Origin of the sequence: Bacillus sp. ISL-51 (assembly GCF_018613535.1) — a bacterium.
GTDB lineage: Bacteria > Bacillota > Bacilli > Bacillales > Bacillaceae > Bacillus.
This window is the reverse complement of sequence record NZ_JAGGQB010000015.1, coordinates 58,627-71,442: the sequence shown is the minus strand read 5'-3', so window position 1 is coordinate 71,442 and position 12,816 is coordinate 58,627. Positions and strand designations below refer to the sequence as shown.

Below are 12,816 nucleotides of genomic sequence, written 5' to 3'. Positions count from 1 at the left end.
CTTTCCGATTGGCGGGAAGGCTTTTAGTTTACAATAATATTTTTCACATTTAGACAAATTTCGTCAAATTTTTTGATATACTTAATCTCGAAGGCCGCACCTAAGGGGGTAAATTAATGAAGGTGTTTGTTGCGAGACAGCCTATTTTTAATAGAAACGAACAGGTTGTTGCTTATGAACTTCTTTACCGGGAGAGCGAAGAGAACCGTTATTCGGCCGCAGACGGAGATAAAGCGACAACGGATCTCATTATTAACAGCTTTATCAACATCGGAATTGAAAAGCTGACTGAGGGGAAACGCTGCTTTGTGAATTTTACAGAAAGCTTGATGTTTTCAGATCTCCCTACCTCCTTCGATCCTGACCAGCTGATTATCGAAATTCTTGAGGACATCCCGATCACTCCGGCTTTGATCTCAAGATGCAGACAGCTGAAAAGATTAGGATATACGTTAGCGCTTGACGATTTTTACACCATCAATCCGGCGAATGAAGAATTATTGGAACAGCTGATGAAATATATTGATATTTTAAAGATCGACTTTTTACAATCCTCACGCTTTGAACGCAAAAAAATTATCGAGAACTACAGCTGTAAAAGCCTGATTTATTTAGCGGAAAAAGTGGAGACGAGAAAAGAGTATAAACAGGCCGCCATGGACGGCTTCCACCTGTTTCAAGGATATTTTTTCAGTGAACCGCGTGTCATCAGCGGTAATGATCTGGCGTTTCATTTTCATTCTTATTACGAGCTGTTAAACGAATTAAACAAAGACCAGCCCAATATACAGCGCGTCACGGAATACATAGAACAGGATGTCACATTATCCTACCAGATTCTGCGTTTTTTAAACGGATCGCAAACACGGCTGAAAAAAAAGATAGACAGCATCCAGCAGGCCATCATGATGCTTGGGCTGAATGAGATTAAGCGCTGGATTTACATTCTTTCTTTCAGAGACTTAACGACAAAAAGCCATTCAAGCAAAAAAGAAATCATCAAGATCTCATTAATCAGGGCAAAGCTGTGTGAGCTGTTGGCGAAAAAAGCCGCAAGACCCCAGCCCTCCTCTTATATGCTGATCGGCATGTTTTCGCTGATTGATACACTCCTGCACAGAGAGCTGGAGGAGATTGTAAAAGAACTGCCTTTAATCGATGAAGTCGGACAGGCCCTGCTTGGCCATGAAAACGATTATTACAAGATGCTCGGACTCGTGAAAGCCATTGAATGCAACAATTGGGACTGTGATGAGTGGGGAAAAGAACTGGACAAAGAAGAAGCCTATGAATGTTATTTGCAGGCCATCGAGTGGTGCCGGCAGCTTATCGTGGAATAAGTGTTCATTATGACCATCTGAGCGCGATAATAAACCGGCTTTGCTCTCTGATCAGGCTGATGCGGATGCCGTCAGGATTGAACGTGACATCAAAGTCATTTTTAATGCCGGTCTGTTTAACCAGCCGTTTCACCATCGCAGCATCAGATGCTTGCGCTGCGGTGAGGATGCGGCGCGCAAGCTCTTTTGATGCTGACAGGCGCGTAAGCAGCAGTTGGGCATCACCAAGCATGCCCGCAGCATCCTTTGCGGACCCAGTCAAAGATTCTGCGTGAATCGGGGGAAAGGCCGCAGGAATGCGGAGCGGCGCGGGGAAAACAGGACAGCAAGGGTACACATAATGCATGCGGCAACCTCCTTCTAAAAAAACATTCGTTATACAAGAGTATAGGCGCCGCCATAACGAGATATGACATGCAAAAAGACCACAATGCGGGGTTGCGGTCTTTTCGGTGTTTGTCGGTCGTTATGCGCTGTTGTTCGCCAGTTTATTTTTGAAATTGCGGCACCAAGGACTATAGTCCTCGTCGGATTATCGGAAAATCATTAAAAAAACAACCGCCACACGATTTTCAGCCGCTTCATCCTAAACGTCTGCCAATCTTGTAGTTACATAGTCCTGTTCGCTAAATGGTCTGTTCGGGACTATGTGATTACCGGCATTTGCGGTGTCACGCAGATACTTTTACACATACTTTTCGGTGAAAAATCACGCAAAAACGTTTACACTATTAGTAACAGATCAAATACCTAGGACTCGTTCACCATACACAATTCATTGATCTTTCAAAAAAAGGAGTGTGGAAACGGTGGAAAAGAAATTAGAAGAAGTAAAGCAATTATTATTCCGACTTGAACATGATATCAGAGAAACAACCGACTCACTGCGAAACATTAACAAAAGCATTGATCAACTCGATAAATTCTCATATGCAATGAAAATTTCTTAAAAAGACTTGGAAACAAGTCTTTTTTTTGTGCATTTTTTATACATTTCATGGATAAAGTATTATACGATTGTTAAAAAAACAAAAACCTGCTGTCTTTCATCACCTGCATTTAGTAAAATAGAATGGGAGGGTGAAGACAATTATTGAGCAAATGTGTTTAGATGCCGACTTGATTAAAGGGAAGATGAAGGAGATTGTTGGGGAGAAAGTCGATAATCTACATTTAGAAGAGACTCTTTTGACCTTCATTAATGAAAAGAAGCACTTTTCATTCGGTATCCTTGCTTTCCAGCATTATGTTGCTTTTAAGGGTACACATTCCTCGGACATCACACTACTGGCCGCGGGAATTGAACTTTTAATTTTAGCTTTTGATATTTTTGACGATATTGAAGATGAAGATAACTTTAACAAGGCATGGATGCAAACTGACCATGCTATATCTCTGAATGCGGCTACTTCTCTGTATTCAATAAGCCTGCAAGCCATTTGTGAGCTTGAATCAACAATCGATTTTTCACGGCTTGCAATAAAATATGCCTTAAATGCAATGCAAGGTCAGCATAATGATCTAAGAAATTTCCCGGAGACTGAAGAAGAATGTCTACATATGATAAAACAGAAATCAGGATCGTTAACTGCAATGTCTGCTGTTTTAGGGGCGATGCTTGCAAGTGGTGAATTTAACGCAGCAATTGAGAATTATTCTTATAAAATTGGCGTTATTAAACAAATTGAAAATGACTATTATGGTTTATTTGATAAAAGCCGCAGTGATATAAAAAAGAAGAAAAGAACTTTGATTAACTTGTTTTTAAATCGTCAGTTTAATAGTGCCTCAAAAAAAGTTTTAAATATGATGAATTCTAAAAACGGCTATTACTCCCTCATATCGGACAGAAATTATTTTGAAGAATTGCTTTGTAAAGCAGGAGTTAGCCAGTATGTTTTAATGTTAATTAAAATGTATGAAAATGAAATTAATGACGAAATAGAAAAGTTGAACATAAGAATTAAACTATGGTGAGAAGTAGGGGGAGTAATATGAAGAAACAAGACATTGTGAATTATCTTATGGAAAATCCAAGAGTGATCCATCAATTAGAAGAGGGGGAAGTTTGCTTGATCGGAATTCCACATTCACTTATTCCTGCAATTATAGAAATATTCAGTAACAGCACTTATAAGAAAAAACCTGAATTTACATTTTGGGATCAATAATTTTTAAGAGAGTTGTGATCCATTGAGGTATTTTATTAAGCACCTTTCAATCGCACTGTTGATATTTAGTTTTTTCTATATTGCACATATTATATACTTTACCCAGAATGGAATTTTAGTCGGAACCTATGTTGTTGAAACATCAAAACATGAGTTTGAAGTTGTTAAAATTACAAAATCCTCTTATGGAAGATACTTAAATTTAAAAGTAGGGGACAAAATTCTAGAGATAAATGGGCACATGCCTTCTTCTCAAAATATCAAAAATGGTTATTTAGCAAAGGCTAATAACTTAAAGGTTGAGAGAGATAATTACGAAATTCAATTGCTTGGTTCAGAGGATTTGTCTTTAAACAGTTCAGTTAGTTTCTTTATTTATATTGTCCCTTGTATATTATTTGCACTAAGCTTATTATGTATTTTCTATATACAAAGTCAACCGTATAAAAAATACAGTTTCTGCTTATATTTTAATCTGCTTCTTAATTTTTATATCGATAGCTTATTTAAGTGCAGGCGGTGTAACAAGAGGATATGAGATAAATAGGTATGTTAATCTTTTCACTTTTTTAAATGTGCCTGTATTATACTTGCATTTTTTATATCAATATTTTAAAGAATTAAAAATAAAATTTTCTTCAAAGAGTATTGTATATATTCTTTATTGTTTACCTGTCCTTAATATTATTGTAGAATCTTTTAGATATCGATATGATTTATACTTTGTTAGGGATATGAATTTATTAACATTTTTTATAGAAATAATAATAGTGTATATGTACATTGTTTATTATGGCATTATTTATAGAAAAAGAGATCATGCTTATCTATTAAAAGTGTTACTAATATCTAACACAATAGCTTTTTTACCATTTACTGTTCTTTATCTTCTTTCCGAAATTATTTTAGGACAGTATATTTATTCAGCTATAGTTACGGCTCCATTTCTGCTTATTATTCCATTGGCATTAGTTTATCAATTTGTTGTCAACAAGATATATGATATAGATTTTTTATTGGGAAGAATTAGATACTATAGCTTTTTATCCATTGTTCCAACAATAGGTGTTGTATGGTTGTCTATCTTATATGAAAGTAAAGGTAATCACTTTAACACCATTCAAATCACTTTATACGTGTTTTTGATTTTTTTGGCAGTCTTTTATACTAAAGAGGTATTAGACTATAAATTCCGCCTGAAACGGTTTTCAGAAAAATACAATTACCAAGACAGCATCTATAAATATACACAGCTTCTTAAAAGTGTGTCAGCTTTAAACCAAGTTTTTATGAATCTTAAAAAGACGATATTAGATGTGTTGCCTGTCAGTAAGGCATATATCTTTGAAATCAGTTCTGGCGGAGACATTATATACTTTGATAAACAGAATACTGAACCGAATTGGCAGCCTTATAAGAAAGAATTTGAAAAGGTTACTTCAGAAATCGGTAAGATTATTGAAGTGAACCAAGGGTTTCTGATGAAGATTGGGGAAAGAGGCGCAAATTCATATGTCATGCTTTGTTTGTCCAGTATTAATACCCCAAGACTGACAAGGGACGAAATCTCTTGGTTAAAGACATTGTCTTTTTATACAAGTGTCTCGATGGAAAACATCTTGCAAATCGAAGAACTTATGAACCATTTACAAGACCTAAAACAAGAAGGCTCAAACCCGGTCTGGCTCAAAAAGCTGATGTTCACGATCGAAGAAAAACAGCGTTCTGATCTGGCTCGTGATCTGCATGATTCGGTGCTGCAGGATTTGATTTCTTTGAAGAGGCAGTGCGAGCTGTTTCTGGCTGATTTTAAGAAAGAGGAGCCTTGCCAGAACGAGGTGAAGGACAAGCTTCATCAGATGAATGAACAGATGTCCGATGTGATCCTGATGACGCGGGAGACGTGCCATGAGCTTCGGCCTCAGCTGCTGTATGATTTGGGGCTTGTCAAGGCGGTTTCGAAGCTCGCCGCGCAGCAGCAAGAGCGGGCGCCGTTTCATATCCGCTTGAATACCGGGCGGTTTACGGCAGCGCTGGATTTGGATTCGCAGCTGAATTTGTATCGTATCATTCAAGAGTTTCTTTCCAATGCCTTGAAGCATTCTCAGGCGAATGAAGTGCTGATTATGCTGATCAGCATCCAAAATAAGGTCATTTTGCATTATGAAGATGACGGGGTCGGATACAACCAGGAAGAAGGCGGTGACCAATCGATGAGTATGGGGCTTTCGGGCATTAGGGAACGCGTCCGGGCGCTGGATGGCCGCATAAAAATCGAGACGAGCGAAGGAAACGGATTTAAAGCGGATATTGAAATGGAATTGTAACCAATTTATCACTAAATCGACTTGGCAGAAGCCAAGTCTTTTTTATAAAATGGAAATGAATGAGTAAAAGGGAGGAAAACATGAAAAAGATACTAGTGATTGATGATCATCCGGCTGTCATGGAGGGCACTAAGACGATTCTTGAAACGGACACGAATCTTTCTGTTGATTGCCTCAGTCCCGATGTCAGTGAACAATTTGTTCTTCAACATGATTTTTCAGCTTATGATCTCATATTGATGGATTTAAATTTAGGTGATGACATCAGCGGGATAGAGCTTTCCAAGAAAATCTTAAAAGAGAATCCTCTCTGTAAAATTATTGTCTACACAGGGTATGAAGTTGAAGATTATTTTGAAGAATCAATCCGCGCCGGTCTGCATGGCGCCATCAGCAAAACAGAATCCAAAGAAAAAATCATGCAATACATATACCACGTGCTCAACGGACAAATTTTAGTCGATTTTTCATATTTCAAACAGCTGATGTCACAGCAAAAAACGAAAACGTCTTCTTCCCCTCAAAGTGAGCAGGACCGCTTAACGCCGAGAGAACGCCATATTCTGCAAGAGGTCGAAAAGGGTTTAACCAATCAGGAAATTGCCGATGCGCTTCATTTGAGCAAACGGTCAATTGAATACAGCCTGACTTCTATTTTTAATAAATTAAACGTCGGCTCACGTACGGAAGCGGTGCTGATCGCCAAATCTGATAATGTATTATAAACGTTGAAGGGAGAAAGACAAATGAACTTAAAAAATACATTGCTTGAAGCGCTCGGTATTGAGATTACCGAAAACACGGCGGAGAGATGCGTGGCGATTATGCCGGTGGATAAGAGGACGGTGCAGCCTTTCGGTTACCTGCACGGAGGAGCTTCGGCCGCGTTGGCGGAGACTGCGGCAAGCATCGGCGCGCAGCATTTTATCGACCAATCGTCTCAGGCGTGCGTCGGGCTTGAGATTAACGCCAACCATCTAAAATCCGTAAAAGAAGGCGGCACGGTCACAGCAATCGCGGAACCGTTTCATACCGGCAGAGCAACAATTGTTTACGAGATTAAGATTTATGATGAAAAAGAAAGGCTGATCTGTGTTTCCCGCTGTACGCTGGCTGTCATAACGAAATAAGAAAACAGCCGGAATCCTATTGCGTCCGGCTGTTTGTTTTTACAAATATGAATCGTCTTTTCGTTTAATCACAAAGTTTCTGATCCCTTTATAATCGTCCTGAACGCTTCTTTTATCAAGCGAAACCCCCGAATTATACGCAGCCCTGCAAATGAGATGAGCCCCGACCGGAGCCGTCAGCAGGATAAAGATGATCCCGAGCAGAATTTTTGCGGATATTTCTCCGGTCAGCATCCACAGGTAACATAAGACGCCGAGCAATATCATATTGACGCCGAGAGTTGAGCCTTTTGAAGACGCGTGGGCGCGTGTAAACACATCAGGAAGCCGAAGCGTGCCGAAAGAGGCGACAAGACAGATCAGCGATCCCATCAGGATAAAGACGGCGACCGCCCATTTAACGATCTCGATCATTTTCGATAATCTCTCCTTTCTCTAAAAATTTAGCAAAAGCAATTGTCCCGATAAACGATAAAATGCCGAGCAGCAGGATAATGTCCAAAAAAGCCGTCGTTTTCAATAAGATGGACACGAGCGCTGTCATGGCAATCAGATTAATGCCGATCGCATCAAGAGCGACGACCCGATCCGGTACTGTCGGTCCTTTAATGACACGAATGACATACAGCAAGGTCGAAACCGCCATAATGCCGAGCGATAATTGAAGAATGAACGTAAACATCAGCGGCTCACCTCCTGAATGGCTTTTTCAAAAGAGACACGGATGTCATGAATCGCTTTTTCCGCATCGTCAATGTCCATTGCGTGTATATAAAGAATCGACCGGTCATCAGAAATGTCCATGACAAGCGTCCCGGGCGTTAAGGTAATTAACAGCGAGAGCAGGGTAATCTCCCAGTCCGCCGTCAACTCCGTCTTAAACGCAAAGATTCCCGGACGTATATTCAGTTTCGGCGACATAATCGTTTGCAGCACACTGACATTGGCTAAATATAATTCCTTCATAAAGATAAAAAACAGTTTGATGATATTCCATATTTTCCAAACATAAAACGGGCGCGAGAAGAAACGCCTGAAAAAAAAGAGCGCCGCCAATCCCGCAATAAACCCCGTGATGAATCCTGCGGCACTGAGGCTGTTTGTGAGAAACATCCAGCAAACAGCGAGAAGAACATTTAATAATAGTTGAAAAGCCATGCCATCTACTCCTTCAAAACAGCTTCAATGTATTTTTCCGGATTCAGCAGAGTCTCAGCCGCCTGATTGACATACGGTGACACCCATTCGGATCCGAGGCCGAACAAAAGCGACAGGAGGAGGAAAACAGCTGCCGGATAAAGGAGCCCTTTTGCTGAACGTTTGCCCCCGGCAGGTGTTTCCTTTTCTTCCCCCCAAAAAGCCGTAATAAAAATCTTCAGCACTGAATACAGAACAAGCAGGCTTGACAGCAGAATCAATACGGAAAACAGCATTTCCCCACGGTCAAAACCGCCTTCTGCAATCTTTAGCTTGCCCACAAATCCGCTGAACGGCGGAATGCCGGCCAGAGAGATGCCGGAGATAAAAAACATCCAGCCTAAAACCGGGTAGCGGGTGATCAGACCGCCCATTTTATGCAGGCTGGCCGTGCCCGTCAAAGCGATGAGCGTTCCTGCAAGCATAAACAAAGCCCCTTTAATCAGCATATCGTGAATCAGATAATAAATCGCTCCTTGAATGGAGGCGGGAGTGTTCATTGCGATTCCGAATAAGATGACGCCGACGGCTGTAATAATATTGTAGATGACGATTTTCATGACATCGGCATAGGCGATGGACCCGATCACGCCGAATAAAACCGTCAGCATCGCAAGCCACATCATCAGCTGATGGGTAAAGCCTATATCGTGAATAAAGATCAGCGTAAATACCCTTAAGATTGCATACAGCCCGACTTTCGTCAAAAGAGACCCGAACAAGGCTGAAATCGCCGTCGGCGGCGCGTAATAAGAACCCGGCATCCAGAAGTACAGAGGGAAGATCCCGCCCTTTAAACCGAATACGACGAGAAACAGCACGCCGATGACCGTGATCAGCCCCGTCTGGCCTGACTCGCTTATTCTTAAGCTTAAGTCGGCCATATTCAGCGTTCCCGTCACGGCATATAAGTAACCGACGCCGATGACAAAAAACGCGGATGACACAATGTTAAACACAATATATTTCAATGATTCTCTTAATTGAATCTTCGCCCCGCCCAGAACGATCAGCATGTAGGACGCGATAAGCAAAAGCTCAAAAAAGACGTACATATTAAACAAATCACCCGTTAAAAACGCACCGCTCACGCCGGCGAGAAGAAATTGCACGGCTGAATAATAGAATGCGCGCTCCCGTTTTTCCCCGATGGAGCGGAAGGAATAGAGGATAACGAGCAATCCGATGACAGCGGTTGTCAGAACTAGCAGGCTTGCCAGCTGGTCTGCAGCCAGCACAATGCCGTACGGCGCTTTCCAGCCGCCAAGCGTCAAGGTCTGAACCCCGCCTGTAAAGACGGTTTGAACGAGGAGTGCGCTGATCACGATGGAAGCAGCAGAGACGGCGGTGCTGAATATCCGCATCAGCATGACGTTCCTGTTCATAAATATTAAGAGAACTGCGGCCAGAAGCGGCAGCAGGATAGGCAGTACCACAAAATTATTCATGTTGATCATTTCCCCTCATTTGATCCATATCATCCGACTTCAATTCCTGGTAGGCGCGAAACGCCATTACGAGCAGGAAGGAAGTGACGCCGAATGAAATGACGATCGCCGTCAGTATCAGAGCTTGCGGCAGCGGATCGACAAAAGACGTGCTTTTCCCGCCTAAAATAGGAGGGGCGCCTTTTTTCAGGCCGCCCATCGTCAAAAGCAGCAAATGCACGCCGTGGCTTAAAAGAGCGGTTCCGATAATGACGCGCAAAAGACTTTTAGAAAGCAGCAAATAGGTTGCCGCCATAAACAAAATACCTGCGATGACAGACATTAAGATTTCCATTATTCTTCCTCTCCAATCGTTTGAATAATGGTCATCGTAACGCCGACGACAACGAGATACACGCCTAAATCAAACAAAGTGGCCGTCGCCAGCTCCGTTTTTCCAAGCAGGGGGAGCTGAAAGTGGCCGAATGTATGGCTCAGAAAGGGCGCTCCGAAAAGGAACGATCCGGCTCCTGTTGCAATCGCGATCAAGAGACCCGCGCCCGCTACATATATAAAATTAACAGGTAAAATGGATTGAACCGTCTTTAAATCAAAAGCTAAAAGCAAAAGCACGATGGCAGAAGACGTAATCAATCCGCCGACAAATCCTCCGCCGGGTGCGTTATGCCCGGATAAAAATAAATAGAAAGAGAAAAGCAGAATGATAAAGGATACCAGCTTGGTTACTGTCTGCATGATGATGTCATTCGTTTTATGCTCTCTCAACGCTCTTCTCCCTCCTCTTTAACTTTCGTTCTGATCATACTGTAAATCCCGAGAGCGGCAATCGTCAGCACCGTAATTTCAAACATCGTATCAAAGCCCCTGAAATCCACCAGGATGACATTGACAATGTTATTGCCTCCGCTCAGCTTGTGGCTGTACGCGGTAAAAAAGGAAGCGATGCTGTCCTTTGTTTTTTCGCTTGAAGACGCGATTCCGAGCAGTGTAACAATAATGCCCACACCGAGCGAAATCACGAAATTCGTCATTCGGAATGTTCTTGTCTTCTTTTTCCGCTTCATCTTCGGCAGGTGATAGAAACAAAGAAGAAACAGAGCGACGGATATCGTCTCAATGACAAGCTGCGTCAGCGCCAGATCGGGCGCTCTGAAGATGACGAAAAACAGTGCCAGCGTATAGCCGACGACACCGAGTGAGATAATCGCCGTCAGCCGTGACTTGGCGAAGACGGTTGCCGCAGTCGCGCTCACCATGACGAGTGATAAGACGACTTCATACGGACCGATCTCCGCCATGTCTTTCGTTGTAAATGAAAATCCGCCTTTCAGCGCAAGCGCTGATCCGATGAGTATAATAAAAGCGGCAAAGATATACAGCAGATAATCTCTTAAAAAACCGGTCATATAAGATGACGTCAGCTGATAAGACCTTTTTTCCATGCTGCCCGTTATGCTGTCGTAAAGGCGGTTCAGCGTCAGTTTTTTTGGAAACAGCTGATAAATGCGTTCCCATTTAGATAACGTCACATAGCCGATCGTGCCGGCAATGATAATGCCGAGTGTCATCAGCACCTCTGCCGTCACCCCGTGCCACTGCGAAATGTGGACATGGAATGTGTTCCCGCCGGTTAACAGAGCCGGGTAAATGGAATTCATCGCCGGTTCAATCAGGCTGTAGGACAAAACGTTCGGTACGAAAAACAGGCTGACCGCACAAGCGGCAAGGATGACAGGTGAAATCAGCATGCCGAGAGGAGCTTCGTGCGGCGCCTTTTCGAGCTGATCAGGCTTCGCGGTTCCTCTGAATGTCCTGAAGAACAGCTTCATGCTGTAGATGAAAGTAAACACGCTGCCGACCCACGCAAGGACGGGGAACAGCACTCCCCACGTATCAAGGTGAAAAATATCTGCATGGGCAATCCGCAGCATACTTGTAAAGAACATTTCCTTACTCAAAAAGCCGTTAAAAGGAGGAAGGCCAGCCATGGAAAACGTGCCGATCAGGGAGACGGTGAACGTAATCGGCATGACCGCCATCAGCCCGCCAAGCCTGCGGATATCTCTCGTTCCTGTCTCATGATCAATAATACCGACCGCCATAAATAAACTTCCTTTAAAAGTGGCATGGTTAATTAAGTGAAACACAGCCGCCATCACAGCCGCAGTAAAATATTCCGAATGCTGGTAATGGAGAGCGGCGGCTCCGGCTCCGAGCATGGATACAATCATTCCGAGCTGGCTGACTGTGGAAAAAGCTAAAATCGATTTTAAATCAGTTTGTCTGACTGCCTGGAATGATGACCATACCATCGTGATAAGGCCCACGGAAGCAACCGTCCAAAACCACACGGGTGAAAATGCAAAAATCGGACTGAACCTGGCAATGAGATAAATGCCGGCCTTCACCATTGTGGCGGAATGAAGATAGGCGCTGACAGGAGTTGGCGCCTCCATCGCGTCAGGCAGCCAAATGTAAAACGGAAACTGCGCCGACTTCGTAAATGCCCCTAATAACAGGAGAATCATCGCCGGGATAAAGAACGGATGGCCGGCGATTAGATGCACCTGATTGACCATTTCCCTGATACTGAATGAGTCCGTGATAAGGTACAGGAGGATAAAGCCTCCGAGCATGCAAAGCCCCCCGCCTACGGTGATCAAAAGCGATTTCACAGCGCCGTATCGTGATTTCTCCCGTTTATACCAATACCCGATTAATAAGAAAGATGACAGGCTTGTCAGTTCCCAGAACATATAAAGCACAATGACGTTATCAATGAGCACAACGCCGAGCATCGCGCCCATAAACATCAGCAAGTAAACATAAAAGGGGCCGAGCTTTTCCTTGTCTTTAGATAAATAATAAATGCTGTACAGCGTAACCAAAGAGCCGATACCCGTAATCAATAAAGCGAATAACAGCCCGAGACCGTCAATATAAACGGTAAAGTTAATGCCGAATGAAGGGATCCATTCAGCCACGGACCGGACCGTTTCTCCCGCCATCGTCATACGGAGCATGCTGATAAAGTAAATGAACAGCAAGACGGGCAAAATCAGCACAAACCAGCCCGTATGAATGTTTTTTACCCATTTCCAGAGAAAGGGAACAATACATGCAAATAAAAAAGGCGCCAAAATCGCTAAATGTAACAGCTGCAACAGAAGACCTCCTTTGCTTGTTTTTTCATCAAGCAACTG

General features: G+C 42.8%; 14 protein-coding genes and 1 pseudogene. 7 read left to right on the top strand and 8 right to left on the bottom strand.

All coding sequences use genetic code 11. The annotated features are described in order from the left end of the window. The first annotated feature begins 116 nt into the window (after positions 1-116). Positions 117-1,340, top strand: coding sequence for an EAL and HDOD domain-containing protein (locus J7E26_RS17045; protein WP_214803475.1), 1,224 nt, complete (start codon positions 117-119; stop codon positions 1,338-1,340). A gap of 7 nt (positions 1,341-1,347) precedes the next feature. Here the strand turns inward: J7E26_RS17045 and J7E26_RS17040 are convergent, their stop codons facing one another. Then, positions 1,348-1,686, bottom strand: a complete 339-nt coding sequence (locus J7E26_RS17040) for a YuzC family spore coat inner layer protein (protein ID WP_214803478.1) — start codon at positions 1,684-1,686, stop codon at positions 1,348-1,350. 463 nt (positions 1,687-2,149) lie between these two features. Between J7E26_RS17040 and degQ the strand changes: the two genes are divergently transcribed. The 6 genes and pseudogenes from degQ to J7E26_RS17010 all read left to right on the top strand — a co-directional run bounded on the left by degQ (position 2,150) and on the right by J7E26_RS17010 (position 6,968). Beyond that, positions 2,150-2,290: a degradation enzyme regulation protein DegQ gene (gene degQ, locus J7E26_RS17035; protein WP_061522314.1), complete on the top strand. Its 141-nt coding sequence runs from the start codon at positions 2,150-2,152 to the stop codon at positions 2,288-2,290. A gap of 151 nt (positions 2,291-2,441) precedes the next feature. Beyond that, positions 2,442-3,317 (top strand): polyprenyl synthetase family protein, encoded by an 876-nt coding sequence (locus J7E26_RS17030; protein WP_214803700.1) that lies wholly within the window; start codon positions 2,442-2,444, stop codon positions 3,315-3,317. Between the two features lie 17 nt (positions 3,318-3,334). Further along, positions 3,335-3,511: a competence pheromone ComX gene (gene comX, locus J7E26_RS17025; protein ID WP_214803481.1), complete on the top strand. Its 177-nt coding sequence runs from the start codon at positions 3,335-3,337 to the stop codon at positions 3,509-3,511. Between the two features lie 22 nt (positions 3,512-3,533). After that, positions 3,534-5,838, top strand: a pseudogene (locus J7E26_RS17020) (sensor histidine kinase). Positions 5,839-5,918: 80 nt separating this feature from the next. After that, complete coding sequence (gene comA / locus J7E26_RS17015; RefSeq protein WP_214814425.1) at positions 5,919-6,563, top strand: two-component system response regulator ComA; 645 nt, start codon at positions 5,919-5,921, stop codon at positions 6,561-6,563. A 21-nt stretch (positions 6,564-6,584) separates the two neighbouring features. Beyond that, positions 6,585-6,968, top strand: coding sequence for a hotdog fold thioesterase (locus tag J7E26_RS17010; protein ID WP_214803489.1), 384 nt, complete (start codon positions 6,585-6,587; stop codon positions 6,966-6,968). 39 nt (positions 6,969-7,007) lie between these two features. Here J7E26_RS17010 and mnhG read toward each other — a convergent pair whose 3' ends face one another. From mnhG to J7E26_RS16975, 7 genes are read right to left on the bottom strand one after another with little or no spacing between them, the layout of a single operon-like run. Beyond that, entirely contained in the window at positions 7,008-7,382 is a 375-nt protein-coding gene (gene mnhG / locus J7E26_RS17005; protein ID WP_214803492.1) for a monovalent cation/H(+) antiporter subunit G, read from the bottom strand. Then, on the bottom strand, positions 7,366-7,650 hold the full coding sequence (locus tag J7E26_RS17000) for a Na(+)/H(+) antiporter subunit F1 (protein ID WP_214803495.1): 285 nt from the start codon (positions 7,648-7,650) through the stop codon (positions 7,366-7,368). The genes mnhG and J7E26_RS17000 overlap by 17 nt, the downstream gene beginning before the upstream one ends. After that, entirely contained in the window at positions 7,650-8,126 is a 477-nt protein-coding gene (locus J7E26_RS16995) for a Na+/H+ antiporter subunit E (protein ID WP_214803498.1), read from the bottom strand. The genes J7E26_RS17000 and J7E26_RS16995 overlap by 1 nt, the downstream gene beginning before the upstream one ends. A 5-nt stretch (positions 8,127-8,131) precedes the next feature. Next, entirely contained in the window at positions 8,132-9,613 is a 1,482-nt protein-coding gene (locus tag J7E26_RS16990) for a Na+/H+ antiporter subunit D (RefSeq protein WP_214803502.1), read from the bottom strand. Continuing rightward, on the bottom strand, positions 9,606-9,947 hold the full coding sequence (locus tag J7E26_RS16985) for a Na(+)/H(+) antiporter subunit C (protein ID WP_061522323.1): 342 nt from the start codon (positions 9,945-9,947) through the stop codon (positions 9,606-9,608). Before J7E26_RS16985 ends, J7E26_RS16990 begins: the two co-directional genes overlap by 8 nt. Beyond that, positions 9,947-10,378, bottom strand: coding sequence for a Na(+)/H(+) antiporter subunit B (locus J7E26_RS16980; RefSeq protein WP_061522324.1), 432 nt, complete (start codon positions 10,376-10,378; stop codon positions 9,947-9,949). Before J7E26_RS16980 ends, J7E26_RS16985 begins: the two co-directional genes overlap by 1 nt. Further along, positions 10,375-12,777: a Na+/H+ antiporter subunit A gene (locus J7E26_RS16975; RefSeq protein ID WP_214803507.1), complete on the bottom strand. Its 2,403-nt coding sequence runs from the start codon at positions 12,775-12,777 to the stop codon at positions 10,375-10,377. The genes J7E26_RS16980 and J7E26_RS16975 overlap by 4 nt, the downstream gene beginning before the upstream one ends. Positions 12,778-12,816 lie beyond the last annotated feature (39 nt).

What these genes read in the sequence shown, in the direction of transcription:
- J7E26_RS17045 (WP_214803475.1), top strand. Translation starts at nt 117, where the DNA reads ATGAAGGTGTTTGTTGCGAGACAGCCTATTTTTAATAGAAACGAACAG.
- J7E26_RS17040 (WP_214803478.1), bottom strand. Translation starts at nt 1,686, where the DNA reads ATGCATTATGTGTACCCTTGCTGTCCTGTTTTCCCCGCGCCGCTCCGC.
- J7E26_RS17030 (WP_214803700.1), top strand. Translation starts at nt 2,442, where the DNA reads ATGTGTTTAGATGCCGACTTGATTAAAGGGAAGATGAAGGAGATTGTT.
- comX (WP_214803481.1), top strand. Translation starts at nt 3,335, where the DNA reads ATGAAGAAACAAGACATTGTGAATTATCTTATGGAAAATCCAAGAGTG.
- comA (WP_214814425.1), top strand. Translation starts at nt 5,919, where the DNA reads ATGAAAAAGATACTAGTGATTGATGATCATCCGGCTGTCATGGAGGGC.
- J7E26_RS17010 (WP_214803489.1), top strand. Translation starts at nt 6,585, where the DNA reads ATGAACTTAAAAAATACATTGCTTGAAGCGCTCGGTATTGAGATTACC.
- mnhG (WP_214803492.1), bottom strand. Translation starts at nt 7,382, where the DNA reads ATGATCGAGATCGTTAAATGGGCGGTCGCCGTCTTTATCCTGATGGGA.
- J7E26_RS17000 (WP_214803495.1), bottom strand. Translation starts at nt 7,650, where the DNA reads ATGTTTACGTTCATTCTTCAATTATCGCTCGGCATTATGGCGGTTTCG.
- J7E26_RS16995 (WP_214803498.1), bottom strand. Translation starts at nt 8,126, where the DNA reads ATGGCTTTTCAACTATTATTAAATGTTCTTCTCGCTGTTTGCTGGATG.
- J7E26_RS16990 (WP_214803502.1), bottom strand. Translation starts at nt 9,613, where the DNA reads ATGAATAATTTTGTGGTACTGCCTATCCTGCTGCCGCTTCTGGCCGCA.
- J7E26_RS16985 (WP_061522323.1), bottom strand. Translation starts at nt 9,947, where the DNA reads ATGGAAATCTTAATGTCTGTCATCGCAGGTATTTTGTTTATGGCGGCA.